The following is a 26,725-nucleotide window of genomic DNA, read 5'->3' on the forward strand; positions in this document are numbered from 1 at the left end:
ATATTCTATCATAGGCATTCTAAGAGAAACTACTCAAATCCCTTATATAAAACAAGTAAAAAAGAGCCTCACTATTAGCAGCAAGGCTCTTTTCTCTCTTCAATATGCTAGCCTTTTGAATAAAAACTAGTAATAAACTTCATATTACTACTTCTTATCCATTAGCAAGTAAGTAATCCATTTATTTTCAAAACGAATCTTATCTTATTCTACAGAGAAGATGAAAGAATACACTGGTTGGTTTCCAGCATGCACTTCTACTTCTGCATCTTCAAATTTCTCTTCTACAAATTCAACTAACTCCGCTACTTCTTCGTCAGTTGCATCTTCACCTTGTAGAATCGTTACGATTTCAGAATCTTCATCAATAAGCGCTTCTAGTAATTGCTTCGCAGCTCCTACTTTTTCAGCATTTGTAGATACAATTTTTCCATCTGCAATACACATGAAGTCATCTTTTTGAATTGCTACACCATCAATTTCCGTATCACGTACAGCATACGTAATTTGACCTGTTTTCACATGAGATAAAGCTTCTTGCATGTTTTCTTCATTCTCTTCTAACGTTCCAACTGGGTTAAATGCTAACATTGCTGCCATACCTTGAGGAACTGTTTTCGAACGAACAACAATAACTTCTTGATCTACAACTGATGCTGCTTGTTCTGCTGCCATTACAATATTTCCGTTATTCGGTAAAATAATGATTTTTTCAGCATTTGCTTCTTCAATTGCCTTCACGATATCCTCCGTACTTGGATTCATCGTTTGACCACCTTCGATAACTTTCGTTGCGCCGATGCTCTCAAATAAAGTTTTAATACCAGACCCCATTGCCACAGTTACGATACCATATGGTTGTTTTTCTTTCGATTGAGCTGGTTGTTCAGGAACCATAGCAGGTTCATCTAATAAAGCAGTATGCTGTTCACGCATATTTTCTACTTTAATCTTAATTAAACTACCGTATTTTTGCCCGTAGTTCATAGCGTCTCCAGGATGTTCTGCGTGGATATGAACTTTTACAATTTCATCATCAGACACAACTAGTAGAGAATCACCATATACACTAATATCTTCACGGAATTTTTGTTCAGAGAAATTATGCTCTTTCACCTTTTCAGCCTCTAATTTCACCATGAACTCCGTACAATATCCATACTTAATATCTTCTGTACTCAATTGGCTTTGTACACTACGGTGATGTTCTGCGCGTACCATCTCATTCATAGATGTTTGCGTCGGTGCATCAGAAGAAATCGTTTCTCCTTTTAAGTCAGCTAAAAATCCTTCGTATACCACTACAAGACCTTTACCACCGCTATCTACAACGCCAACTTGTTTTAATACAGGTAATAAATCTGGCGTACGATTTAACGATGCGTTTGCTTCTTTTACAACGTCTTCCATAAACAAAACAAAGTCGCGCTGTTTTTTCGCAACTGTTACTGCATATTTACCCGTTTCTCTTGCAACCGTTAAAATCGTTCCTTCAATCGGTTTCATAACCGCTTTATAAGCCGCCTCTACTCCAGCTTCTAGTGCTGCAGCAAAATCAACTGTTGTTAATTCTTCTTTTTGTTCAATGGATTTAGAGAAACCACGGAACAACTGAGATAGAATAACTCCAGAGTTACCACGAGCTCCCATTAATAATCCTTTGGCTAAACTTACGCCGACTTTACCAGCATGCTGTGAAGGATTTGCTTTCACTTCACGCGCACCTGAAGTCATAGATAAGTTCATGTTTGTACCGGTATCGCCATCTGGAACTGGAAATACGTTTAATGCATCAACAAGCTGAACATTATTTGTTAAATTATTCGCTCCTTGCATGATCATTTGTGATAAACGTTTTCCATCAATTTTTTGAATTGACACAGATTTTCCTCCTTAATGCACATTACAAGTTTATTACTTTAACTCCTTGTACGTAGATGTTTACAGAATCTACTGCTAGTCCTACAGTTTGATCTAATGTATATTTCACTTTCGTCTGCACATTATGTGCCACTTCTGAAATTTTCGTACCATAGCTCACAATAATATACATATCAATATGTACTTCATCTTCATCTTTACGAACAATAACACCTCTAGTGAAGTTTTCTTTTCGTAAAATGTCTGTTAATCCATCTTTTAACTGATTTTTTGATGCCATACCTACGATACCGTAGCAATCTACCGCGGCACCTCCAGCAATTGTTGCAATTACATCTGTACTAATATCAATTTGACCGTACTTCGTTTTAATTTCAATTGACATCTCGTTTCCCCCTTCATAAATGGTGAAAGTGAGCTAGACTACTTTAGTTACTATCATATAATCTTTTTAAAGAAAATTCCATCGTTCTTTCTTTTCACTCTCATATTTTATGTTTTAAATTACACTTTTTTATGATGAGCAAAATAGTCCATTGTTATTATACAACATGTACCACTATAATATGTCAAGCAATTTTTATGGATTTTAACTTTTCTTCATTGACATATAGTGTCAAGTAAATTTTCTTGATTTCTTTTTTCTACGGTGTTGCATTCTCTTTTTAGTTGTGTTAAATTATAGTAGTGTTTTTAGCATCGCATAAAAGACTAACATTGAAAAATTACGTATGGTAAGGTATCAAGGGAGGGAAATATAAATGGCTCGTGTTTGTGCTATTACTGGAAGAAAAGCTCGTTCTGGTAACTCTCGTTCTCACGCAATGAACGCTACAAAACGTAAGTGGGGCGCTAACCTTCAAAAAGTTCGCGTACGCATCGACGGAAAAGTTCAACGTGTTTACGTTTCTGCTAGAGCATTAAAATCTGGCAAAATCGAACGTGTTTAATAATAAAAAAAAGAGCCGATAGGCTCTTTTTTTACTATAACAATGGAAAAAGCACCGGTGATAGGTGCTTTTTTTAATCTTTTTTGAAGGTATTTAACATTGCACGAACAATTCCACCAAGAAATTTAGGTAACTTAATTGTATAAAATCTCATGGTTTCCCTCCTAATCCCCATTACTCCACTTGGTCACTATATGATGTAAGGAGCAAAATTGTTTCTTCAATCAGTGCTTCTTATCAACATTAATATGCCAGAAGTAAATGAAAAAGTACCTTTTTCCTCAACGAGTTCGTTACTAATACAAAGTGTTGATCCCCACTCTATTGTTTTATTAGTAAGAGGGTACTTAAAACCAAACAATGTAATCCCTTCCACTATTTCAGTAACTGGTACAAAAGATACATAAGGAAAATTTTTATTTTCTTCAATTATATGTGTACCCACTTTTTTAACTGTTATTTCATTTTTATTGTCCACAATACACATTTCTATCTCTACTTCTAACCCTTTTAAAAGCATTTGTATATTTGCCAAACCGTGATCAAGTCTTCCACCGGTAGCACCAAAAATACGAATTAGTGCCGGCTTCTGTCCTAATGCCCAGTTGATTGCAATTTCTAAATCCGTTTGATCTTTTTCCCGCGGAACAATATGTAATTCGTTCGTTTGCTGTCCCATCCATACTAATTCTTCTTCAGTAACTGAATCGTAATCTCCAAACGCAACAGCCGGGGTAATCCCTTTCTTTAATAGACGGTATACTCCCCTATCAACCGCAGCCCACACTACTTCCTTATTCTCATATCGAGCAAAATCTGCGCAATATTCCGAAGGTCCTCCTGCCAAAATATGAATAATCATTTTTTTCCCCTTCCATTGTAAAAAGGCAATCTGCCATTCGGTAGATTGCCTTTTTACATATTTTTACCCTATCCTATGAATACCTTACTAGGATAAAAGTTCATCACTACCCACGAATTACGCGAATTGCTTCACCGCGGTCTTTTTGATTGTATACTGCTGATCCAGCTACAAGTACATTTGCTCCTGCTTCCACACAAAGTCTTGCTGTTTCAGCATTTACACCACCATCAACTTCAATTTCTACTTCTAGATTGCGCTCTTTCACCATGTCTGCAACTTGTTTAATTTTCGGTAATACAGAATGGATAAACTTCTGTCCACCAAATCCAGGGTTTACTGTCATAAGTAATACCATATCTATATCTTCTAATACATGCTCAATCACTGAAACTGGCGTATGTGGATTTAATACAACGCCCGCTTTAATACCGTGAGATTTAATTAACTGAATTGTACGATGCAGATGTGGACACGCCTCTACGTGAACAGTAATAATATCCGCTCCCGCTTGTGCGAAAGTCGGGATATAGTTATCAGGATTTTCAATCATTAAATGTACATCTAATGGTAATGATGTAATTGGACGGATAGCTTCTACAATTAATGGTCCAATCGTAATATTTGGTACGAAATGTCCATCCATTACGTCAACGTGAATGTAATCCGCTCCGCCCTTTTCTACATCTTTAATCTCTTCCCCTAATTTTGAAAAATCTGCTGATAAAATCGATGGTGCAATTTTAATCATAACTAATACCTCGGCTTTCTCTCTCTAATTTCTTCTACGAATTGTTTATAGTTCTTATAGCGATATTCTGTAATCTTCCCTTCTTCAACCGCAGCTTTCACAGCACATTTCGGTTCAGAAAGATGTGTACACCCTCTAAATTTACAGTATTGGCTCGCTTCTTTCAACTCTGGAAAACAATATGTAAGATCTTCTACTTCTATATCAATGAAATCTAGTGAACTAAAACCCGGTGTATCTGCTACTAGTCCACTCCCAATTGCAATTAATTCTACGTGTCTTGTCGTATGCTTCCCGCGTCCTAAATGGGAGGAAATATCATTTGTTTTCAGCTCTAATTCTGGACGTAGCACATTAAGCATTGAAGATTTCCCAACACCAGATTGACCCGCAACAACAGAAACACAATTTTCTAAGTATGGTTTTAATATATCAATACTTTCTGACGTATTAATAGAAGTAAATAAAACATCATAACCCATCTCACGATAATCATTCGCATAAGCTTCAACAGTTGCTTTCATCTTTTCATCTACTAAATCCATCTTGCTAATACAAATAATTGGCTTAATGTTATGATATTCAATCAGCACTAAAAATCGATCTAACAGTCCAGGATTAAAATCTGGTTCTACTGCAGAGAACACAAGGATCGCTTGATCGACATTAGCAATAGGAGGTCTAACAAGTTCATTTTTTCGATCAAACACTTCAAGCACATAACCTTCAGTTGGATTATCTGCCTGAAAAACAACTTGGTCTCCTACAAGTGGTGTAATTTTATTTTTTCTAAATACACCTCGCCCACGACATTGCGTAACCCCTTCTTCATGCTGCACGTAATAAAACCCACTTAAAGCTTTTATAATTTTTCCTTCTGGCATAGAATTCTCCTTTTTTTGTATAAGGTGATGCTGAATTTAAAAATGAATGGATTTAAATTTTCCAAATAACGATTTCAAAACCTACCATATATACTTTCGCTAATATACATTAAATTTCCCATTAAATGCAAAAAAATATTTACAGCTGCATCACTTTACTAGCTTTTTGAATCATATATTTTTGCCTGCTATACCGTCCACTTTGTAGACAGCATAACAGGCAATAATAATAAGTAGTTCACTATTATTGAGTTGGATATGGTACTTCTTTATCAATAATCGTTACTCCATCTCGTACAATTTTATAGTGTCCCTTTGAACCTTCTTGAATTACAAATTCTAAAGAAATAGTCGCTGATTCAGTAATTGTTCTCGTTTCAACCGGTCTATCCATTTTTTGCTGCATGTCTTCTTTATAAATTTCTATTGTTTGCGGCTTTTTTTCACCTGTTACAGCAGGCTCATATGGGATAGAGATATTGTCCACTTTTACCGTTTTAGTCACTTTAGGCTTTTGACCATCAGAGATAATAATAGTTACTTTATCTCCCTCTTTTAATGGTGTACCTGGTTTTGGAAATTGCGAAATTACAAGTCCTTTTTCGACTGAATCTGAGTACTCTCGTTTTATATCTGACGTTAGTTTTCTCTCATTCAAATAACCAGTTACACTATTTTCAGTCCACCCCGAAAAGTCACCTGGTCTAATTTGATAAGGACCTTTACTTACCCAAATTTTCAGTTCTTGCTCCGCTTCTATAACCATTTGATCAGGCGTCGGAATTTGCTCTACAATTTCACCTTTCGGCTTATCATTTTCAATATAATTTACTGTAACTTGTTTATATTTTTCTTCTAACTCAGCTTTTACACTCTCAAAGTTTTGCCCTGTGAAATTCGCCATCTTACTTTTCTTTTTTCCACCTGATTGATAGATAGTAATTTTAGCGTTTTCTTTTACGACTCTTCCTGCTACAGGTTCCGTTTTTATTACATCCCCAACTTCAATATCATCTGTATATACAATATTAGGCTCCGTCACCTCAAAGCCCTTTTCTACTAACGTATTTACAGCTGTCGTGTATTTCATACCAGCCACATCAGGAACTTTCACATCTTTCGGAATAAATAATCCTGGAATAACCGTAAGCGCTAATGTTATTCCTATTGCTAAAAATAAAAATGTTGAAATTAAAACTTTAAGCCACTTGTTACTCCGTTTTTTCTTCTTATCTAACTCAGCTGCTTCTGCTCTTATCGGTTCTTCCACCTTACTCCCTTTTAAAACAATCGTTTCATCACTTACATTTTCAAATAATTGTTCTTGTTGAATAATCGGAATCGCTTTCGTCGCTTCCATATCTTCTGGTATGTAAAATGGTTGCTCATTTATCCTCTCTGGATATAGCGCAGTTTCAATATCTCGCTTCATAGCATTGGCAGATTGATATCGATGAAAAGGATCTTTTGCAGTTGCCTTTAATATAATATTTTCAACACTTTGCGGAATATTTTCATTCCATCTTTTTGGTGATGGGATTTCACTTTGTAAATGTTTTAAAGCTATAGCAACAGCAGATTCGCCAGAAAACGGTTGTCTTCCTGTTAACAATTCAAACATAACTATTCCAAGAGAATAAATATCCGATTGTTTATTTGCTATCCCGCCACGTGCCTGTTCTGGTGATAAATAATGGACTGAACCCAGTACTGAATTTGTATGTGTAATTGTTGTTGCACTTGTAGCTGTCGCAATTCCAAAATCTGTTACTTTTATTATTCCATCAGCTCGAATTAAAATATTGTGCGGCTTTATATCACGATGCACAATTTCAAAATGATGGGCGTGTGCCATGGCGGATGTTAACTGCTCCATAATATCAAGAGCTTCTCCTATAGGTAACATACCTCGCTCAATTATGTATTGCTTCAATGTTTGCCCGGGTACATATTCCATGACAAGATAATATATACCATCTTCTTCTCCGACATCATACATATTCACAATATTTGGATGCGACAACGTTGTAACAGACTGCGCTTCTCGATGGAAACGTTTAATAAACTCTTCGTTATTTGAGTAGTCGAGTCTTAATATTTTTACCGCTACATCTCGGCCAAGTATATCATCATGAGCTAAATATACATTGGCCATTCCGCCACCACCAATCATTTTCAGCAGCTTATAACGGTCATTTAAGCGTTTTCCAATCAGCACGTTGCACTTCACCTACTTTCGTTTGTCGAACCCGCATAATCAATAAGAACAAGTGTGATATTATCTTCTCCACCGCGATCATTCGCCAATTGAATGAGACGCTGCCCTTTACCTTCAAGCTGTTCATTTAACTGTAAAATTTGTTGCATATCATCAATAGAAACTTTGTTTGATAATCCATCAGAGCAAAGAAGTAATTGATCATCTTCCTCAAGCACCAACGTTTTAACATCTAATCCAACTTTTTCTTCTGTTCCTAGCGCTCTTAATAACACATTCTTTTTCGGATGATACTCTGCATCTTCCTTTGAAATTTCACCATGTCTCACAAGCTCATTTACAAGCGAATGATCTTCCGTTACAAGCGTCATTTCTCCTTCTGATACCATATAGCAACGACTATCTCCTATATGCCCTATCGTCACAAAACTTGGTGTACAAACAGCTATTATAAGCGTTGTTCCCATACCATTACATTCTACATTTTGCTGAGCGTATTCATATATGCGCTCATTAATAATCCCAACACTAGTATGTAACCATTGTTCTACTTTTTTCGGTTCATTCATATTATGCGTTTGCTTCCAATAATCATGGAATAATTGAATGGCCATCGAGCTAGCTACATCACCAGCTCGATGACCTCCCATTCCATCTGCTACTACCGCTAAAACATTTCCATCTAAATTGTGAAAAACTCCTGCACTATCTTCATTATGTTGACGAACTTTTCCTTTATCCGATAGAAATACGGCTTTCATCTCGTCACCTCGTCTCTTCTTTGCGCTCCTTCGCACGCAACTGACCGCAGGCTGCGTCAATATCATGACCTTGTTCACGGCGAATCGTTACATTCACTCCACGATCTTTTAACGTTTTCTCGAACAAGAAAATTTGCTCACGTGGTGTACGTACATAATCACGTTCAGGTACGTAGTTTACCGGGATTAAGTTTACATGACATTTTACACCTTTTAAGAGCGCAGCAAGCTCTTCAGCGTGCTCAACTTGGTCATTTTCTCCTCCAAATAATCCATATTCAAAAGTAATACGGCGCCCTGTTCTATTTACATAGTATTTAATAGCTTCCATTAAATCCGGTAATTTATAAGCACGGTTAATCGGCATTAATTTTGAACGTAATTCTGAGTTTGGAGCATGCAATGAAATCGCAAAATTAATTTGTAGTTCTTCTTCAGCAAACTTATAAATTTTCGGGATAATTCCACTCGTCGAAACAGTCATATGTCTAGCACCAATATGAAGTCCTTTTTCATGGTTAGTGATGCGTAAGAATCCCATTAAATTATCGTAGTTATCAAATGGTTCTCCAATTCCCATAACAACAAGAGAACTTACACGTTCTTCTGTTTCATCAAGCGCACGCTGAACTTCTACTACTTGCGCTACGATTTCTCCAGCTTCTAGGTTTCGTTTTAGTCCACCAAGTGTCGAAGCACAGAACGTACATCCAATACGACAACCAACTTGCGTTGTTACACAAATGGAATTTCCATATTCATGTCGCATTAATACCGTTTCAATAGAATATCCGTCATATAATTGGAATAAGAATTTAATCGTTCCATCTGAAGACGTTTGTTTTACTAACGTGTTTAAAGTAGTAATATCAAAGGAATTCGACAATTTATCACGCAATCCTTTAGAAAGGTTTGACATATCCTCATAATTTTTTACACGTTTTTTATATAGCCAGTCAAAAATTTGTCCAGCGCGGAACTTCGGTTCTCCTTGTTCCTTTAACCAATCTTGCATTTCATGAAGTTGTAAAGAGTAAATTGATGGTTTCTTCGTTTCTACATTTTTCTTTTGTTTTCTTACAGTTGTTTCCATGATGCTACACCTTCTTCCTTAAACAAGCAATATAAAAGCCATCCGTTGCAAAATAATGCGGTAAAATTTGTACTTGACCTTCATTAATATACGGACTTAATTTTTCTGGCATACGCTCTTTTATCGTAGTATCCCATTCAAATTCAGGATGTTCTTTTAAAAATTTATCTATTACTTGTTCATTTTCTATTTTCTCAATTGTGCACGTACTATAAACAAGACGACCACCTTGTTTTAATAATGGTGCTATTTTTTCTAGTATCGCAAGTTGAATCGTCGATAATCTTTCACTATCGCCTTTATCTTTTCCTAACTTAATATCAGGCTTACGTCTAATTACACCAAATCCAGAACACGGTGCATCTACCAATATTTTATCAAACGTTTCATTTGCAAAGTGCTCTTGCACTTTTCTAGCATCTAGCGCTTTTGTTTCGACATTTTCTAGACCAAGTCGCTCTGCTTGCTGTTTAATTAAACGTACTTTGTGTGCATGTAAATCAAGGGACATGACCTTACCAGTTCCCTTTAATCGTTCCGCGATATGCGTTGTTTTTCCGCCTGGAGCAGCACAACTATCAAGAACTGCATCTCCCGTATTCGGTTCTAAAGCGCGTGCTACAAGCATAGAACTTTCATCTTGAATAGAAAGAAATCCTTTTTTAAACGCTTCTGTATGCGCTACATTTCCTCTTTCAATCTGAATTGCATCATCTGACAAGTCACCACGTTTTGCTTCTATACCTTCACTTGCCAACAACTCAATCGCTTCTTCTACCGTTACCTTATCAACATTCACACGTGCTGTTGGTACAGGTGGTAACATGTTTACTTCGCACATTTTCTCTGCAGTTTCTAAGCCATATGCAGAAGTCCACTCTTGTACAAGCCAAACTGGATGACTCGTCGCAATTGCAAGACGTTCTACTGGATCCTTGATTTCATCTACAGAAGGTACACCTTCTCTCTGAATCGAACGTAATACACCGTTCACCATACCAGCAATTCCTTTATGCCCGCGACGCTTTGCAATCTCAACCGCTTCATGAATAGCCGCTCTTTCTGGCACTCGGTCTAAATAAATCATTTGATATAAAGATAAGCGAAGCAATACTCTTACCCACGCCTCAACCTTCTTTTTTAAAAAAGGCTGTAAATAATAATCTAATGTGTCACGACGTTGAATCGTTCCATATACAATTTCAGTTAATAAACCAATATCTTTTCTATCAATTGCACTTTTTTCAATTAGATTATTTAAAAGTAAGTTGCTATATGCACCACTTTTTTCCACTTGAATTAAACCATCAAGAGCTAATTCACGAACATTTTGTCTCATGCATTTTCTCCTAACTTCGTTCCAATTTCAGGTTTTGTTCCACGTAAAAATTGTGAACAACTCATACGCTTTTTACCAGAAGGTTGCAATTCAGTAATTTTAACACCTGTTTCATTACTAGTTGCTACAACAAAACCATCTTCTTCGATTGCAACAATCGTACCTGCTTCAGCCGGTTCAGTTACAGGCACTTTTTCTCCCCACCATACTTTAACAACTTGTCCTGCTAAAGTTGTATAAGCAACTGGCCATGGATTCAATCCGCGAATGTGATTGTATACTTCTTCACCTGTTTTTGTCCAATCAATTTTCTCTTGTTCACGTTTTATATTGTACGCAAACGTTACTTCTTCTTCGTTTTGTTTAATCGGTTCTAACTTACCTTGAATTAATAAAGGTACTGTTTTAGATAGAAGGTGTGCTCCAGCTTCACTTAATTTATCAAATAACGAGCCTGTCGTTTCACGCTCTTCAATTTCCACTTCCACTTGCGTTAAGATATCACCAGCATCCAATTTTTCTACCATATACATAATTGTAATACCAGTTTTTTCTTTACCTTCCATAATTGCATAATGAATTGGTGCACCACCACGAAGTTCAGGAAGTAAAGAAGCGTGGACATTAATACATCCATACTTCGGTGCTTCTAAAATTTCATTTGGTACAATCTGACCAAATGCAGCTGTTACAATTAAATCTGGCTCTAATGCCAATACTTTTTCATATTCATCTTTTTCACGAATTTTTAACGGCTGTAACACAGGGATACCATGTTTTTCCGCTTCAACTTTAACAGGTGTAGGTGTTAATACTTTTTTTCTACCTACCGGACGATCAGGTTGCGTCACAACACCTACTACCTCATAGCCATCTTCAATAAGACGACGAAGCACCGGCACTGAAAAGTCCGGTGTTCCCATAAACACTACTTTTATCATTTAAAAACCGCTCCTTTTAACACCTATTCTAGTTCGTTTTCTTCATAATATCTTGTCACTTTCGATGTAAATAAAACACCGTGTAAATGATCGATTTCATGTTGAATTGCACGCGCTAAAAATCCTTCCGCTTCTAATAAAAATACTTTCCCACGGCGATTTTGCGCTCTTACTTTAATATAATCGGCACGTTCTACTTCACCATAAAGTCCCGGGAAGCTTAAACAGCCTTCGGGACCTACTTGTTCACCACGTTTTTCTAATATTGATGGATTGATTAACTCGATTTTCCCAGTATCATCATCGACATCAACAACCGCTACTTGCAAGCTTACACCTACTTGAGGCGCAGCTAAACCGACTCCGTCCGCAATTAACATTGTTTCATGCATATCTTTCAACAATTTCACTAACTTTTTATCAAAGTTAATTACTCTTTCGCATGGTGTTTCTAACACTTCATTTGGATGCTTTATTATTTCTAAAACTGCCATATTTCCCTCCGCTACATTAACATTGTTGGATTAAAATCAATTGAGATTTGTAGCTCTTTTTGCATTTCTGCTTGATAATGTTCATTTACCATTTTGAGCACGTTCTTTAAGTTTGGTTCCCGTTTGTATTTTATCATGCATTGATAACGATATCTATCTTTTATCCTTGGAATTGCTGAAGCAACTGGTCCTAACACCATTGTTTGCTGTGAGCAATGCGTTCGTAAATACGAGGCAATTTTTTCCGTCACTTGCACCGCTTTTAATAATTCTGGATGAGATACGGTTATGAGTACAACATAGTAATATGGGGGATATTGTCTTGTTCGCCTCATTTGCATTTCTTGGTCAAAAAACACATCATATTGTTGGTTCTTCGCTAACTCTATACTGTAATGTTCTGGCGTATATGTTTGAATCACAACTTCCCCTGGCAATTCATGTCTACCCGCTCGTCCACTTACTTGCGTCAATAACTGATATGTCTTTTCACTTGCCCGAAAATCAGGTAAGTGAAGCATCGTATCTGCAGTTAAAACCCCAACAAGAGTTACTTTCGGAAAATCTAATCCTTTAGCAATCATTTGTGTTCCAAGTAGTATATCTGCTTTTTCTTCCCCAAACGCCTTTAATAATTTTTCATGCATTCCTTTTCGACTTGTCGTATCTACATCCATTCGAATGACTCGCGCCTCTGGAAATAGTTTTGTAATTTCTTCTTCTACCTTTTGTGTACCTGTACCAAAGAAACGAATGTATGTACTTTGACAAGCAGGACACTCAGTTGGCATATTTTCTTCATAACTACAATAATGACATTTTAAACGATGATTCATTTTATGATATGTCAATGAAATATCACAATGCGGACATTGTACAACATACCCACAATCACGGCACATAACAAATGTAGAATGACCTCTTCTATTTAAAAAAAGTACCATCTGTTCTTTCTTTTCTAATCGATCTGCTATTTTTTCATGCAGCGCCTTAGAAAACATTGATCTATTCCCGTCACGAAGTTCTTCTCGCATGTCAACAATCTCTACCGTTGGTAAAGCTTGTTCATTCATACGTTTTTCCATTGTTAGTAGTTCATAAACACCTTTTTTCGCCCTTGCAAACGATTCAAGTGTTGGTGTCGCACTACCAAGAACGATAGGACATTTATGATATTGCCCTCTCCAGATAGCTACATCTCTTGCATGATACCTCGGATTATCTTCTTGTTTGTAACTTGATTCATGCTCTTCATCAATAATAATAATCCCTAAATTCTCAAAAGGCGCAAAAACGGCTGAACGCGCACCAACTACAACTTTCACTTCTTTTCTTAAAATCTTACGCCACTCGTCATACTTTTCTCCAACAGACAACGCACTATGAAGAACTGCAACTTGCGAGCCAAACCTACCTTTAAAACGATCCACCATTTGGGGCGTTAGTGCAATTTCAGGAACAAGAACGATAGCTTCTTTTCCTTTCTCGAGCACTGCTGCTATAGATTGTAAATATACTTCTGTCTTTCCACTTCCTGTAACACCATATAGTAAAAATGGATTATAAGTTTCATTTGTAATTGATGATAAAATCGGTGTAATAACTTGATTTTGTTCCTCCGTAAGTGGAAATGGTTTCGTTTGTTCAAAATCATCATCGTCATACGGATTTCGGTATACTTCCACATACTTTTCTGAAATGAAGCCCTTTTTAACAAGTGCTTTTATTGGAGCATCTGTTATTTGTAACTCTTCTGTAATTATTTTCAACGGTACACTTTTATAATTTTCCACAAAATAATAAAGTACATCTTGTTGTTTTTTACTTTTCAGTTCAAATGCCGCTAATTCCAATTTATCTTCTGGCAACTCCGGCTGAACAACTCTTTGCTTCTTCTTTTGTACTTTATCTTTCACTTGATAAACGACTTCAACCGTACCATTTTTAATTTCTTGTTGAATAGTCCGGTATAAATGTGGCTGCTGCTCGATTACTTCAAAATCAATTGCTTCTTTATCCTGAAATAAATATAGTATTTCAGATGCTATTTCTTCATGCTTACAAATTTGTAGACGTTTTTTATACGTTGCTTTTATCGCAGTTGGAAGCATCACTTGAAAAGCTGAAATCATGTAGCATAACGTTTCACTTGTAAGCCAATATCCAAGCTTTAATAATTCATCATTTAAAACCGGTGTTACATCTAATATTTCATGGATTGTCTTTAACTTCTTACTTTCTACATCCACCGAATCTTTAATCCCAATAATAAAACCTTGTAATTTCCTTGGCCCAAACGGAACTACTACACGCATTCCTGTCTGTACAATATCTTCCCATTTTTCAGGGATAATGTAATCAAATGGTCGATCTGTCTGACGGGCAGGTACATCAACAATTACACTTGCAAATTTCATAAACGATCATCTTCTAACATCATTTCAATTTGCTTTAATATTTCACGAGCTACCTCTTTTTTCAGTAAAAGTGGTAACTCAATAACTTTTCCATCTTTTCTATACATTGTTACAATATTCGTATCCGTGCCAAATCCAGCTCCTTGCGCTTTTACATCATTCGCGACAATCATATCTGCATTTTTCTCACGTAGTTTTTTCGTTGCATATTCCTCTACATTTGTCGTTTCAGCAGCAAAACCGATAAGTAACTGTTTATCCTTTTTCTGACCTAACGTTTTTAAAATATCCACCGTTCTTTCGAGTTCAATGACAGCATCACCATTTTGCTTTTTCATTTTATTATCATGAACATATTTCGGACGATAATCTGCAACTGCTGCTGTTTTAATGACAACGTCTACGTTTTGATAATGTTGAAGAACTGCTTCTAACATATCTTGTGCAGATTCCACTTGCACTGTCGTTACATGTAACGGTGGATTTAATGCTGTCGGTCCTGAAACGAGTATAACATCAGCGCCTAAATTCGCCGCCACTTCTGCAATCGCATACCCCATTTTTCCAGAAGAAAAATTCGTCATAAAACGAACTGGATCAACTTTTTCACGTGTTGGGCCAGCAGTTATTAATATTCTTTTTCCCTGCAATGGTTTGTGTTCTGAGAAAGCTTCCTCTAACCGTGCAATAATCGCTTCAGGTTCTTCTAGTCGTCCCTTCGCTACATATCCACATGCTAAAAAGCCTTCCCCAGGCTCAATAAATGTATATCCTAGCGTTTTCAATGTCATCATATTTTTTTGAACAATTTTATTTTCATACATATGCACATTCATAGCAGGCGCAATCCATACCGGGGCTGTAGTAGCTAACAGAGTAGTTGTAATCATATCATCCGCAATACCACCAGCTAACTTTCCAATACAATTGGCAGTAGCAGGTGCGACAAGTACAACATCCGCCCAATCTGCTAAATCAATATGAGCAATAACAGCCGAGTCTTTCTCATCAAACGTATCCGTATATACATCATGGCGAGAAAGCGCTTGGAATGTAAGAGGCGTAACAAACTTCATTGCCGACTCACTCATCATTACTTTTACAATCGCGCCAGATTGTGTCAATTTACTCGTTAACGCAGCTGCTTTAAAAACCGCAATGCCTCCTGTTACACATAGAAGTATCTTTTTCCCTTTTAGCATATGACTCGTCCTCTTTCTTTTTCAAACTTATAATACTGAAATAGAATTCCCAGCTCGTCAGTACCAATATTTCATTCCTTTCGTAAAAAAATAACAACCTACTTGTAAATAGGTTGTTACCGTTACATAGAAAATTATAAAGTCTATGTTTTATTTTGTCGAAGGCAAAGGCTTATTCAGCTACTTTATCTTCACTTGGTACGTAGCTTAATGCTTCTGCATCGATTTCTTCTAATGCTTTACCTACACATTTATGAGAAACAGGTTGCTCTACAACACAGTTATTAGCAAGTTGCATTTCACGTGCGCGTTTTGCAGCCACTGTTACTAATGTGTACTTAGAATCGATTTTTTGTAGTAATGAGTCAATTGATGGATTTAACATAATTATAGACCCTCCGTCATTTCTTTATAATATTTTGCTACCCTTTCGCGGCGGCAATGTTCGCCAACCACAATTGCTTTAATTCTATCACAAGCTAATTCAACTTGATCGTTTTCTACTACATAGTCGTAAGCGTCCATCATCTCGATTTCTTCTTTCGCTACAGTTAAACGATTTTCAATAACATCTTCAGTCTCTGTACCACGTCCGACAATACGGCTCTTTAGTTCAGATAAACTTGGAGGTGCTAAGAAAATAAATACACCTTCTGGGAAAGCTTTCTTAACTTGAATTGCTCCTTGCACTTCAATTTCTAAGAATACATCTTTTCCTTCTTGTAATGTTTTTTCAACATAGTCAATTGGTGTTCCGTAATAATTACCTACGAACTCAGCCCACTCAAGTAATCTTTCATTACGAATCATTTCCTCAAATTCTTCTCTTTCTTTAAAGAAATAATCCACACCATCTACTTCACCTTCACGCGGCTTACGTGTCGTTACTGAAATAGAGTACTGAAAACGTGTATCCTCATGGCTAAACAGCTCTTTACGAACCGTTCCTTTTCCAACCCCAGAAGGCCCTGAAAGAACGATGAGCAATCCTCTTCTACTTCTCATAAATATGTAAAACCTACCCTTCCTCACTTAAATCTTCTTTATTATTCAAACGATGTGCAATCGTCTCTGGTTGAATTGGACTTAATACAACATGCCCATCATCCATAACAATAACCGCCCTTGTTTTTCTCCCATACGTAGCATCAAGCAAAGCATTATGTTCGCGTGCTTCTTGTACTGTTCGTTTAATAGGAGCTGACTCCGGACTTACAATAGCAATAATTCGATGAGCAGATACAATATTTCCGTATCCAATATTTAAAAACCGCATGGCCATAGTTTGCGCCTCCTAGTAAGTCTATCCGATTTCTCCACCACGTATAACTTTATATATTTTTTGAAAGCTACTCAATATTTTGTACTTGTTCACGAATTTTTTCAAGGTTATTTTTCATTTCTACAACATATTTTGAAATTGTTAAGTCATTTGCCTTAGAACCAATCGTATTAATTTCTCTATGCATCTCTTGCACGATGAAATCCATTTTCCTTCCAACAGGCTCTTCAATCTGCAATGTTTCACGAAATTGCTCTAAATGACTTTGCAAACGGACTAACTCTTCATGAATATCACAACGCTCTGCAAAGATTGCGACTTCTGTTAGCAATCTTTGTTCATCTAACTCTTGATTATGTAATTCTTTTAAGCGATTTTCTAATCGTTCACGATATTTTTGTGTAACAATTGGTGCATGTGGAATAATTGCATTTACACAATTGCTAATCTCTTGTAAACGATACGCTATATCTTTATGTAATCGTTCTCCTTCGTCATCTCTCATCGTTTTCAACATATGAGCAGCTTGACGAACAGCCTCATATAAACTGTTCTCAAAATGTTCATTTACATTTTCTATTTCTTCAATTGCTGTTACTTCTGGCATTGCCATTAATTGCTCGAGTGTAATAGAATCTTGTAATTGAAACTTTCCTTTTATATCTTCCATCATCGATTGGTACTGCTCAAGAAGTGACCAATTCACACTTAATTTTCTTTCAACAAGTCCTTCACCTGCTATACTAATAGACACTTCAATGCGTCCACGTCGAACTTGCTGTGCAATTATTTTACGAATTTTGTCCTCAAATACCATCATTTGCTTAGGAAGTCGAATACTCATCTCTAAAAAACGGTGGTTCACCGATTTCATTTCTACTGTAATTTGAAAAGTATCACTTTCTACTTTCGATCTTCCAAACCCTGTCATACTAGAAATCATTTTTATCACATCCAAGCCATAAAATAACTCAATGAAAAAGGTAATAGAGACAAGGCTCTACTACCTTCTGTAAATTATATCACATTTTCATAACATTGACTATTTCAAGTTTAATCCCTTCTTATATAACATTGGCTTTTTCTTTTTCGCCTTTTTCCCTGTTAATAAAGAACCTACTAGTAAGAAAGTCGGAATTGATGACAAACCTCCAATTAATAACCAATCTCTTGCTTGTATCGGCATTGTGCTAAAAATCGGTTGTAACGGTGGATAATATATCACCACTAGCATGAGTAGTAATGAAATGATAACCGCCCCTACTAAATACACGTTCCCAAATGGATTACGATGAAAGACAGAATGCTCACTACGACAATCAAATACATGAATAAGCTGAGCAAGTACCAACGTCGCGAACGCTACAGTTTGTGCATATTTCAGTTCATTTGGATGTTGGTTATACGCAATAATAAACGCTACTAACGTCACTGCCCCAATTAAAAAACCTCGACTTATTATTTTCCACGCAAGCCCTCTAGCGAATACCCCTTCTTTCGGGTGGCGCGGCGTTCTCTTCATCACATCTCCTTCAGCCTTATCCAAACCTAATGCCATCGCTGGTAAACCATCAGTAACTAAGTTCACCCATAAAATTTGAATAGGAACCATCGGCAGGGGTAATGCAAGTAACATCGCAAATAACATAACTAAAATTTCTCCAACATTTGATGCTAATAAATATCGGATGAACTTACGTATGTTCTCGTATATATTTCTTCCTTCTTTAATCGCTGACTTAATTGTAGCAAAATTATCGTCTAGTAAAACAAGTGAAGAGGCTTCTTTTGCAACATCTGTCCCTGTAATCCCCATCGCTATCCCAATATCCGCTGTTTTTATAGCTGGAGCATCGTTCACTCCATCACCTGTCATCGCTACTATATGCCCTTGATTTTGCAGTGCCTTAACAATTTTTAATTTATGTTCAGGTGATACACGAGCGAATACATACGTATCTTCTACAACATTTTCTAATTCCTCCACATCCATATTCGCGAGTTCTACTCCTTCAACAACGCGTCCATCTGGTGGCAAAACTCCTAATTGTTCAGCAATCGCCATTGCTGTCACTTTATGATCACCTGTAATCATTACTGTTCGAATACCAGCTTCTTTACACTCTTTTACCGCCTGCGCCACTTCTGGTCTTGGTGGGTCAATCATACCTTGTATCCCAACCAACATAAAATCTTTTTCAACGTCTCTTTCATGTTCAATAGAATCCGTTATTTTTAAAGGTTTAAACGCAACTGCAATTGTTCGAAGCGCTTGACTACCTAAGCTATGAATAGCCGCCTGTACTTCTTTTCTATATAGCTCACTTAACGGCTGTTGCTTATCCCCCCATAAAATCGTTTGACTCATTTGTAAAAGAACATCCGGTGCTCCCTTCGTAACAATAAACTTTTTCCCCTCTCGATCTCGTACAATAACACTCATCATTTTTCGAGTTGAATCAAATGGAAATTCACGAATAACTTCAAATTTCCCTTTCAATGCCTCACGTGTTATCCCAGCTTTCATTGCTGCAGCTACAAGCGCTCCCTCTGTTGGATCTCCATCTAATACGTACGCCTTTTTCTTTTGAATAATATTTGCATTGTTACATAGTGAACCAAATGTAAGTAGCTGATAAAGTGCTTTTGTCTTAGCTGGATTCACTTCTTTTTCACCTTTCATAAAAGAGCCATTAGGTTCATATCCTTGCCCTGTCACTTTCCACAATTCTCCGCCTGACCACATATGTGTTACCATCATTTTGTTTTGCGTCATTGTTCCCGTTTTATCAGAACATATAACAGAAGCACAACCTAACGTTTCTACGGCTGGTAACTTTCGTACAATTGCTCTCTTTTTTATCATACGCTGTACACCAAGTGATAAAGCTACTGTAACAATTGCCGGCAACCCTTCTGGAATAGCCGCAACAGCCAGAGACACACCAGCTAAAAACATATGATATACTTCATTCCCTTGATACACACCAGCTAATACAACGAGTGCTGTCAAAATAAGAGCCACAATAATTAATATTTTTCCGAGCTGTTCTAACCTTCTTTGCAGTGGTGTTTCCATTTGCTCTGCATTTTGTAACATATTTGCAATTTGCCCCATCGCTGTATTCATACCAGTTGCTACAACGACTCCTGTACCAGATCCTCGCGTAATCATTGTCCCCATAAAAGCCATATTTTTTTGATCACCAATTGCAACATCTTGCCCTTGCAATGCTTCTACCTTCTTTTGTACAGGTACGGACTCCCCTGTCAAAGCAGACTCTTCAATATATAAACTTGATGCTTCAACAAGACGCACATCAGCCCCAATACGATCACCACTGGAAAACTTAATAATATCACCTAAAACAAGTGCTTTAGATGGTGCTTTTACCCACTTTCCATTCCGCATTACAGTAACTTGTGGAGCGGCTAGTTCCTTTAAAGCTTCCAATGATTTTTCAGCTTTTCTTTCTTGAAAAAATCCGAGAATACCATTGATAATAACAATGGCAACAATAGCAATAGAATCAATGTATTCACCTAAAAACGCAGAAACAATTGTTGCTCCAAACAAAACGAGTACCATGAAATCTTTAAACTGTGCTAAAAATACCATTAGTGCAGAAGGCCTTTTTGCTTCTTCTAATTCATTAGTACCAAATTTCTTTACGCGCCCTTCTGCTTCTTTCTCTGTAAGTCCAACCTTTACATTCGTATTCGTTCTTTCTTCCACTTCATGTGCCCGCATTCCATACCAGTTCATCCTGCCATCGACCTCCTGATTCCAGACATACTCTATTGAAAGCTTATTCAGCCTCGTCCAAAAAAATGCTATAATTAACTTTTAGTTAGAAAGGAGTGTTCATTTATGGCATTCGATGGATTATTTACAAGAGCAATTACACATGAAATTGCAAATTCTCTTTACACAGGAAGAATTTCCAAAATATATCAACCTTCAAAGTATGAGATTTTATTACATATTCGAGCAAACGGAAAGAACCAAAAACTAATTCTTTCGTCTCACCCTACATATGCGCGTCTGCACTTAACGAATCAAAACTACGATTCACCAGCAATACCGCCAATGTTTTGTATGCTTCTTCGTAAACATTTAGAAGGTGGGTTTATTGAAAAAATTGAACAAATTGACTTAGAACGTATTATTCAAATTACAGTTCGCAGTCGGAATGAAATTGGAGACGAATCATTAAAAACATTAGTAATCGAAATAATGGGCCGACATAGTAACATTATCTTAGTAGATACGAAAACAAACGTTATTTTAGATAGCTTAAAACACATATCTTTAGCGGTAAACCGCCATCGTACTGTATACGCTGGAGCTGAATATATTGCACCACCAGCACAACATAAAATTAACCCACTTCAGATTGAAACAAATGATGAATTTATTAGACCACTAGACTTTCTATCTGGAAACATGGATAAACAGCTTGTCGGCACCTTTACGGGAATATCCCCGTTATTCGCAAAAGAAGTAGTGAAAAAAGCTGGTATGGTAAATGAAAAAGCATTAGCGGATGCATTTTTCTCCATACAAAAACCATTATTAACTCATACATATTCACCAGCGATGACTACTTCAAATGGGAAAGAATTCTTTTATCTTTTCCCTCTTGCACACTTGCAAGGAGAAGATAAGACGTTCTCATCTGTTAGTGAATTGCTTGATCGTTTCTTTTTCGGAAAAGCAGAGCGCGATCGTGTAAAACAACAAGCTCATGATTTAGAACGCTTTATGCAAAATGAAAAAAATAAAAACGAGAAAAAACTCATTAAACTCGAAAAAACACTGCAAGATGCTGGAAAAGCAGATAAATATCAACTATTTGGAGAGCTACTTACAGCTAATATGTACGCTTTGAAAAAAGGCGATAAAGATATTGAGGTCGTTAATTATTACGATGAAAATGGCGGAACTGTAAAAATCACATTAGATCCTTTAAAAACACCATCTGAAAATGCACAACGCTATTTCCAAAAGTATCAAAAAGCAAAAAATTCAGTTGTTGTTGTAGAAGAACAAATTGAAAAAACCAATGAAGAAATTCTTTATTTTGATAGCTTACTTCAACAAATGGAAGCTGCTTCTTCAAAAGATATTGAAGAAATTCGTGAGGAATTAGCTGAAGAAGGTTATGTACGCAATCGCAAAACGAAAAACGCAAAGAAAAAGCCTACTAAGCCAGTATTAGATAAATATTTAGCAAGTGATGGCACAGAGATTTTCGTTGGTAAAAACAATAAACAAAATGATTATTTAACAACGAAGTTTGCCCGCCGTGATGAAATTTGGTTACATACGAAAGACATACCTGGCTCTCACGTTGTCATTCGTTCTTTAGAGCCTGCTGAAGAAACTTTACTAGAAGCTGCCAAAATTGCCGCTTATTACAGTAAAGCGAAAGAGTCTAGCTCTGTACCTGTTGATTTCACTAAAATACGCCATGTGAAAAAACCGAGTGGTGCAAAACTTGGTTTTGTTACGTACGACAATCAGCAAACCGTATATGTAACACCAGATGCTGATATTGTAATGAAATTAAAAGCGTAAATACAAAAATGCGTTGCTTATAAGCAACGCATTTTTTATATTCGTTCACACTAGTTCATATACCCATTTACTAATTCATAACATCTTGCTTTTGTCATCTTATATTTCTCTTCTGAAGCTTCTATACGCCTCATCGTTCCGTTATTTGTATCAGTACCAATTGCTTTAACTTTACTTTCTTTTTCTTTAACCCACGCAATTTGTTTCGTTTTTAACGACTGAAACGCATCAGGTGACATCGTACTTTTTAATGTACTGTAAATTTCATTTAGTTTATTATCCCACAGTTCATAATTTCCTTCTATTTCATTTACTATGTCATTATCTGACGCAACATTTGCATGTGTTTCTTGATTTTCTAGAGCAGCTAACTCATTTAAAACCTTAGTTTTGCCTATCGCTGACGAAGTTTCTTTTTTAGGTTGCTTCTCTTCTTTAGATGTAACTTGTGAACTCACACTATTTGCCTTAACCGTTTCTTGATCTTGACTATTATTTTCTCTTGCTACCTTTTCCTGTTTTTGCTCATCTAAATTATATGTAATAACCGATGTTTTTGCATCTACAGCAATTAATCTAGCATTTTCTTTAAAAATATATTTTTTGTCACCACTGTCTTCTTCTTTAACAAAATCAACATTCTTAAAGCCTTGAATTTTCAGAAATTCACTAGCTTCTTCCTTCGTAAGTTTTAAATCGCTAGGTATATGCGATGACCATTTATCTATTAACCATTTTCCATCTTTATAAACGAAAATAAATTCCCATATCTCTGCTTCATTTCCCATATCATTTGAAGGTGTGATAGTCTCAATCGTTAAAATATCTTTTTTCTGTGAATATGTTAATCTCATGTTCGGTTTAATATTAATAGGGAATGGTAACATATCCGTCTCTCTTGATCGATTAAATGTTGCAAGCGACTTAGGAAGCTGATTCTCTACAAACTTTTCTGAAACAAATCCTTTAACTCCTTTTTTAGCTGTCTCTAAATCCCCAGGATTATTTCGGCTCCATCCATTTTCTTTTTCCATCTCACTAAACGCATTTGCTATTCCATCTACACTCTTTCTTACAATCTTTTTCGCTTCTTTTTCTGTCACTTCTGGCGCTTCATCAAGCTGTTCAATCGTTTCATTTACTTGAACTTTGTGTTCGCTTGTTTCACACCCCGTTATAACAAGCATACTAGCGGTCAAACAAAATGACATTACTTTACTTAATTTCTTCATACACTCACATTCCTTAACCCAGTTTTTTTCGTTACATCTCTTTACCTATAAAAAACGTAACAATCCCTTATTATACCAATTAACTTAATTTATTTATACAAAAAATATAATATTTAAATTAAAAAGATTTTCGTTTGCGAGTTTATATTATTGTTCAGTCACATAAAAACTTACTGTAAAAATTTTATATATATTTATTTTACATTCGTCTAGTTTTTTTGACACACAGCTACCCTCTTCTCTTTTATTCTAAATAAATATACTGGCACAATTCTTGCTTTATTAATGTAAAAAGGAGGAATTAAAATGAATGTAAGAATAACTAACATCCAAAAACAACTACATAATTACGGAATCGACGGGTTACTTATTACAAAAAAAGAAAACCGTCAATACGCAACAAACTTTACAGGTAGCGCAGGCGTTGTCTTAATTGCTGCGCATAAAGCTATTTTCATTACTGATTTCCGTTACGTAGATCAAGCAAAAACGGAAATAAAAGCAGCAGAAATTATTATGCATAAAGGAAATTTAGAAGAAGAAGTTGCAAATCAAGTATCAAAATTAAACATTCAAAAACTTGGTATAGAAGACAATAATATGACTTTGCAACAATTTAAGAAACTACAAAAATATATACATACAGAAATGGTTCCAGTGTGTGAGATCATTGAAGATATTCGACTTATTAAAGACACATCTGAAATAGAAACAATGAAAATCGCAGCTACAATCGCTGACGAAGCATTTCACCATATTGTTACATTTCTAAAGCCTGGAATAAGCGAGACTGACGTTCGAGATGAGTTAGAATTTTTCATGCGAAAAAAAGGGGCTACATCTTCTTCATTCCAAATCATTGTAGCCTCAGGCGTTCGTTCTTCACTTCCCCATGGAGTTGCATCAAATAAAATAATCGAACGAGGCGATATCGTTACATTAGACTTCGGTGCACTTTACGACGGATATTGTTCCGATATAACACGTACCGTAGCAATCGGGGAACCATCGGAAGAATTCCAAAAAATATACAATGTTGTACGAGAAGCGTTAAAGCGTGGGACTGAAGCAATTAAGCCTGGAGAAACTGCGAAAAGTATCGATGATATAACGAGGAATTACATTACAGAACATGGATACGGTCAATACTTTGGCCACTCTACCGGGCACGGTCTTGGGTTAGAAATACATGAACCACTTCGCCTATCCCAAGAAAGCAAGGCAACTTTACAAGAAGGTATGGTTGTTACAGTTGAGCCGGGCATTTACATACCGAACTGGGGCGGTTGTAGAATCGAAGATGATATTGTCATCACCAAAGATGGTTATGACGTTATTACAAAATCAAATAGAGAACTAATTATAATCCCTTGTTAATATTATGAAGGTTTAAACAAAACTTTTTTTGCACATAGAATTCCTTCTCTGGAGTATTCATTTAAAGAGGGGGAATTTTAATTGAATTTTGTAATTGATAAATTGGAGGGTTTACATGTAGAATTTTCAAAGCTTGTTTCCATGATGAATTACGCTCGCTATACAACAATGCAAGCAGTGGAAAGTTTAACAATTGAAGAACTTGATTATTTATATGATAAAGAAGCAAATTCAATTGGCATGTTATTGTATCATATGGCTGCTATTGAATTTTACTACCAGATTCATACTTTTGAAGACCGTGAACCAACGGAGGCTGAATTAGAACGCTGGTTACCTGGCATTGAATTAGGCGATCTTGGACGTGAGAAAATAAAAGGAAACGCTATAGAATTTTACATAAATACATTACAAGAAGTACGTTCCAAAACAATCGAGACTTTTCAATCGTTATCTGATGAATGGTTATTTAAAACGACAGACTTTTGGTATGACAAACCAGCAAATAACTATTTTAAGTGGTTTCACGTTTTTGAAGATGAAATCAATCATCGTGGACAAATTCGTTTAATTAAAAAGATGCAAAAAGCTCATGCAGTAAAATGAGGAAATGCCACCGAATAAGGTGGCATTTTCTTTTATTCATTAACGAATAGCTTTTCGTTTACTATTTTAGTGACTACCACTGCCAACATTAAAATGCATATTAAATATAGCATTTTCGCAATAAACAACCACCCTTGAAACATTACAATTCCATCTATTATCTCATTTCCTTTCCATAACAAAAACGGAATTGTGCTGATTATAATGACAAATTCGATGCTGAAAACCATTTTCTTTTTTCGACTATATGCTTTCCATTCATTCCAGCGATACATAGGAGCAAAAATCAATACTCCTATACATAATATAACTGGTACCCATTCACTGTTAAGAAATTGTCCTGAAATAATTGATAATAGTAAACAAACTAGCACACCATAATATCCTATTTTTTCTCTCATTCGTACTCCCCCATTCTACTTCTCCTTTAATATGTAACTTGCTATACTTATAACAATTCTTAGAAAAATAACAACTATAATTACAAGATAAAGACCGTTTGCAGAAGACATCCATTCTTGAAAAATAGACATTTTCTCCATTTGTTTCTGACCCTCTATTAAAATAACCCCTGCGAACAATGAGCAAACAACGATGATACCTATCATAATTCCGATACTTTTCTTACTATATTGTTTCATACCATCCCAGTTATATAAAAGTATAAATACAAACCCGAAAACAGGTATAATACTTATCCATTCATTGTTTGTAAATAGCTTTAAAATGATTAATAGACTACAAGATATGATAAATCCCAAAAATCCAATTTTTTTGTGCATAAGCCCTCCTCTAATTCCATTTTTAGGATTAATTGTATTGTAACATCCATTTTTTATCCTTACCATTGCAGT

26 protein-coding genes are annotated in these 26,725 nt (G+C 36.1%); 4 read left to right on the forward strand and 22 right to left on the reverse strand.

Going from position 1 to position 26,725, the window contains the following annotated elements:
* Nucleotides 1–204 precede the first annotated feature (204 nt).
* Together ACS2FK_RS00860 and ACS2FK_RS00865 are read right to left on the reverse strand one after the other, a co-directional pair.
* Nucleotides 205–1,881 (reverse strand): DAK2 domain-containing protein, encoded by a 1,677-nt coding sequence (locus ACS2FK_RS00860; RefSeq protein ID WP_000027131.1) that lies wholly within the window; start codon nucleotides 1,879–1,881, stop codon nucleotides 205–207.
* 22 nt (nucleotides 1,882–1,903) lie between these two features.
* Nucleotides 1,904–2,266: an Asp23/Gls24 family envelope stress response protein gene (locus ACS2FK_RS00865; RefSeq protein WP_000021109.1), complete on the reverse strand. Its 363-nt coding sequence runs from the start codon at nucleotides 2,264–2,266 to the stop codon at nucleotides 1,904–1,906.
* A gap of 376 nt (nucleotides 2,267–2,642) precedes the next feature.
* Between ACS2FK_RS00865 and rpmB the strand changes: the two genes are divergently transcribed.
* Nucleotides 2,643–2,831 (forward strand): 50S ribosomal protein L28, encoded by a 189-nt coding sequence (rpmB, locus tag ACS2FK_RS00870; protein WP_000124776.1) that lies wholly within the window; start codon nucleotides 2,643–2,645, stop codon nucleotides 2,829–2,831.
* Between the two features lie 73 nt (nucleotides 2,832–2,904).
* Here rpmB and spoVM read toward each other — a convergent pair whose 3' ends face one another.
* From spoVM to ACS2FK_RS00955, 17 genes are all read right to left on the reverse strand, one after another.
* A complete protein-coding gene (spoVM, locus tag ACS2FK_RS00875) occupies nucleotides 2,905–2,985 on the reverse strand; it encodes a stage V sporulation protein SpoVM (RefSeq protein WP_001213599.1) in 81 nt (26 codons plus the stop codon).
* A gap of 66 nt (nucleotides 2,986–3,051) precedes the next feature.
* Nucleotides 3,052–3,693, reverse strand: coding sequence for a thiamine diphosphokinase (locus ACS2FK_RS00880; RefSeq protein ID WP_063548491.1), 642 nt, complete (start codon nucleotides 3,691–3,693; stop codon nucleotides 3,052–3,054).
* 106 nt (nucleotides 3,694–3,799) lie between these two features.
* Nucleotides 3,800–4,444, reverse strand: coding sequence for a ribulose-phosphate 3-epimerase (rpe, locus tag ACS2FK_RS00885; protein ID WP_000589974.1), 645 nt, complete (start codon nucleotides 4,442–4,444; stop codon nucleotides 3,800–3,802).
* A gap of 2 nt (nucleotides 4,445–4,446) precedes the next feature.
* Nucleotides 4,447–5,328 (reverse strand): ribosome small subunit-dependent GTPase A, encoded by an 882-nt coding sequence (rsgA, locus tag ACS2FK_RS00890; protein WP_001113932.1) that lies wholly within the window; start codon nucleotides 5,326–5,328, stop codon nucleotides 4,447–4,449.
* Nucleotides 5,329–5,572: 244 nt separating this feature from the next.
* Nucleotides 5,573–7,546, reverse strand: a complete 1,974-nt coding sequence (gene pknB / locus ACS2FK_RS00895) for a Stk1 family PASTA domain-containing Ser/Thr kinase (RefSeq protein ID WP_000904746.1) — start codon at nucleotides 7,544–7,546, stop codon at nucleotides 5,573–5,575.
* An 8-nt stretch (nucleotides 7,547–7,554) separates the two neighbouring features.
* Nucleotides 7,555–8,307, reverse strand: a complete 753-nt coding sequence (locus ACS2FK_RS00900) for a Stp1/IreP family PP2C-type Ser/Thr phosphatase (protein ID WP_000648708.1) — start codon at nucleotides 8,305–8,307, stop codon at nucleotides 7,555–7,557.
* 4 nt (nucleotides 8,308–8,311) lie between these two features.
* Complete coding sequence (rlmN, locus tag ACS2FK_RS00905) at nucleotides 8,312–9,400, reverse strand: 23S rRNA (adenine(2503)-C(2))-methyltransferase RlmN (RefSeq protein WP_000450550.1); 1,089 nt, start codon at nucleotides 9,398–9,400, stop codon at nucleotides 8,312–8,314.
* A 4-nt stretch (nucleotides 9,401–9,404) separates the two neighbouring features.
* Nucleotides 9,405–10,739 (reverse strand): 16S rRNA (cytosine(967)-C(5))-methyltransferase RsmB, encoded by a 1,335-nt coding sequence (gene rsmB, locus ACS2FK_RS00910; RefSeq protein WP_001249664.1) that lies wholly within the window; start codon nucleotides 10,737–10,739, stop codon nucleotides 9,405–9,407.
* The gene (gene fmt / locus ACS2FK_RS00915) at nucleotides 10,736–11,680 is read right to left on the reverse strand and encodes a methionyl-tRNA formyltransferase (RefSeq protein WP_000598805.1); all 945 of its coding nucleotides are present in this window, start codon (nucleotides 11,678–11,680) and stop codon (nucleotides 10,736–10,738) included. Before fmt ends, rsmB begins: the two co-directional genes overlap by 4 nt.
* A gap of 23 nt (nucleotides 11,681–11,703) precedes the next feature.
* Complete coding sequence (gene def, locus ACS2FK_RS00920; RefSeq protein ID WP_000279455.1) at nucleotides 11,704–12,174, reverse strand: peptide deformylase; 471 nt, start codon at nucleotides 12,172–12,174, stop codon at nucleotides 11,704–11,706.
* Between the two features lie 11 nt (nucleotides 12,175–12,185).
* On the reverse strand, nucleotides 12,186–14,591 hold the full coding sequence (priA, locus tag ACS2FK_RS00925; protein WP_023522849.1) for a primosomal protein N': 2,406 nt from the start codon (nucleotides 14,589–14,591) through the stop codon (nucleotides 12,186–12,188).
* Nucleotides 14,588–15,793 (reverse strand): bifunctional phosphopantothenoylcysteine decarboxylase/phosphopantothenate--cysteine ligase CoaBC, encoded by a 1,206-nt coding sequence (gene coaBC / locus ACS2FK_RS00930; protein WP_000911748.1) that lies wholly within the window; start codon nucleotides 15,791–15,793, stop codon nucleotides 14,588–14,590. The genes priA and coaBC overlap by 4 nt, the downstream gene beginning before the upstream one ends.
* Nucleotides 15,794–15,965: 172 nt before the next feature.
* Nucleotides 15,966–16,178: a DNA-directed RNA polymerase subunit omega gene (gene rpoZ, locus ACS2FK_RS00935; RefSeq protein ID WP_000933961.1), complete on the reverse strand. Its 213-nt coding sequence runs from the start codon at nucleotides 16,176–16,178 to the stop codon at nucleotides 15,966–15,968.
* Nucleotides 16,179–16,180: 2 nt separating this feature from the next.
* On the reverse strand, nucleotides 16,181–16,798 hold the full coding sequence (gene gmk / locus ACS2FK_RS00940; protein WP_001257742.1) for a guanylate kinase: 618 nt from the start codon (nucleotides 16,796–16,798) through the stop codon (nucleotides 16,181–16,183).
* 13 nt (nucleotides 16,799–16,811) lie between these two features.
* The gene (gene remA, locus ACS2FK_RS00945; RefSeq protein ID WP_001251456.1) at nucleotides 16,812–17,075 is read right to left on the reverse strand and encodes an extracellular matrix/biofilm regulator RemA; all 264 of its coding nucleotides are present in this window, start codon (nucleotides 17,073–17,075) and stop codon (nucleotides 16,812–16,814) included.
* A gap of 67 nt (nucleotides 17,076–17,142) precedes the next feature.
* Complete coding sequence (locus ACS2FK_RS00950) at nucleotides 17,143–18,018, reverse strand: YicC/YloC family endoribonuclease (RefSeq protein WP_000625865.1); 876 nt, start codon at nucleotides 18,016–18,018, stop codon at nucleotides 17,143–17,145.
* Nucleotides 18,019–18,117: 99 nt separating this feature from the next.
* Nucleotides 18,118–20,841 carry a calcium-translocating P-type ATPase, SERCA-type gene (locus tag ACS2FK_RS00955; protein WP_001104774.1) on the reverse strand — a complete coding sequence of 908 codons (2,724 nt, stop codon included), beginning with the start codon at nucleotides 20,839–20,841 and terminating at the stop codon, nucleotides 18,118–18,120.
* A 105-nt stretch (nucleotides 20,842–20,946) separates the two neighbouring features.
* Between ACS2FK_RS00955 and ACS2FK_RS00960 the strand changes: the two genes are divergently transcribed.
* Nucleotides 20,947–22,656 carry an Rqc2 family fibronectin-binding protein gene (locus tag ACS2FK_RS00960; protein WP_000863271.1) on the forward strand — a complete coding sequence of 570 codons (1,710 nt, stop codon included), beginning with the start codon at nucleotides 20,947–20,949 and terminating at the stop codon, nucleotides 22,654–22,656.
* Between the two features lie 50 nt (nucleotides 22,657–22,706).
* Here the strand turns inward: ACS2FK_RS00960 and ACS2FK_RS00965 are convergent, their stop codons facing one another.
* Nucleotides 22,707–23,888 carry a lysozyme inhibitor LprI family protein gene (locus tag ACS2FK_RS00965; RefSeq protein WP_063548493.1) on the reverse strand — a complete coding sequence of 394 codons (1,182 nt, stop codon included), beginning with the start codon at nucleotides 23,886–23,888 and terminating at the stop codon, nucleotides 22,707–22,709.
* Between the two features lie 306 nt (nucleotides 23,889–24,194).
* On the opposite strand from ACS2FK_RS00965, the gene ACS2FK_RS00970 reads away from it, so the two are divergent.
* Together ACS2FK_RS00970 and ACS2FK_RS00975 are read left to right on the forward strand one after the other, a co-directional pair.
* Complete coding sequence (locus tag ACS2FK_RS00970; protein WP_001102865.1) at nucleotides 24,195–25,265, forward strand: M24 family metallopeptidase; 1,071 nt, start codon at nucleotides 24,195–24,197, stop codon at nucleotides 25,263–25,265.
* An 81-nt stretch (nucleotides 25,266–25,346) separates the two neighbouring features.
* Complete coding sequence (locus ACS2FK_RS00975; RefSeq protein WP_016080505.1) at nucleotides 25,347–25,871, forward strand: DinB family protein; 525 nt, start codon at nucleotides 25,347–25,349, stop codon at nucleotides 25,869–25,871.
* Nucleotides 25,872–25,903: 32 nt separating this feature from the next.
* Here ACS2FK_RS00975 and ACS2FK_RS00980 read toward each other — a convergent pair whose 3' ends face one another.
* Both ACS2FK_RS00980 and ACS2FK_RS00985 read right to left on the reverse strand, forming a co-directional pair.
* Nucleotides 25,904–26,272, reverse strand: a complete 369-nt coding sequence (locus tag ACS2FK_RS00980; protein ID WP_063548495.1) for a YoqO family protein — start codon at nucleotides 26,270–26,272, stop codon at nucleotides 25,904–25,906.
* Between the two features lie 15 nt (nucleotides 26,273–26,287).
* The gene (locus ACS2FK_RS00985) at nucleotides 26,288–26,719 is read right to left on the reverse strand and encodes a YoqO family protein (protein WP_142321521.1); all 432 of its coding nucleotides are present in this window, start codon (nucleotides 26,717–26,719) and stop codon (nucleotides 26,288–26,290) included.
* Nucleotides 26,720–26,725: the final 6 nt, after the last annotated feature.

The organism is Bacillus cereus group sp. BceL220 (assembly GCF_051776965.1).
GTDB classification, from domain to species: domain Bacteria; phylum Bacillota; class Bacilli; order Bacillales; family Bacillaceae_G; genus Bacillus_A; species Bacillus_A cereus.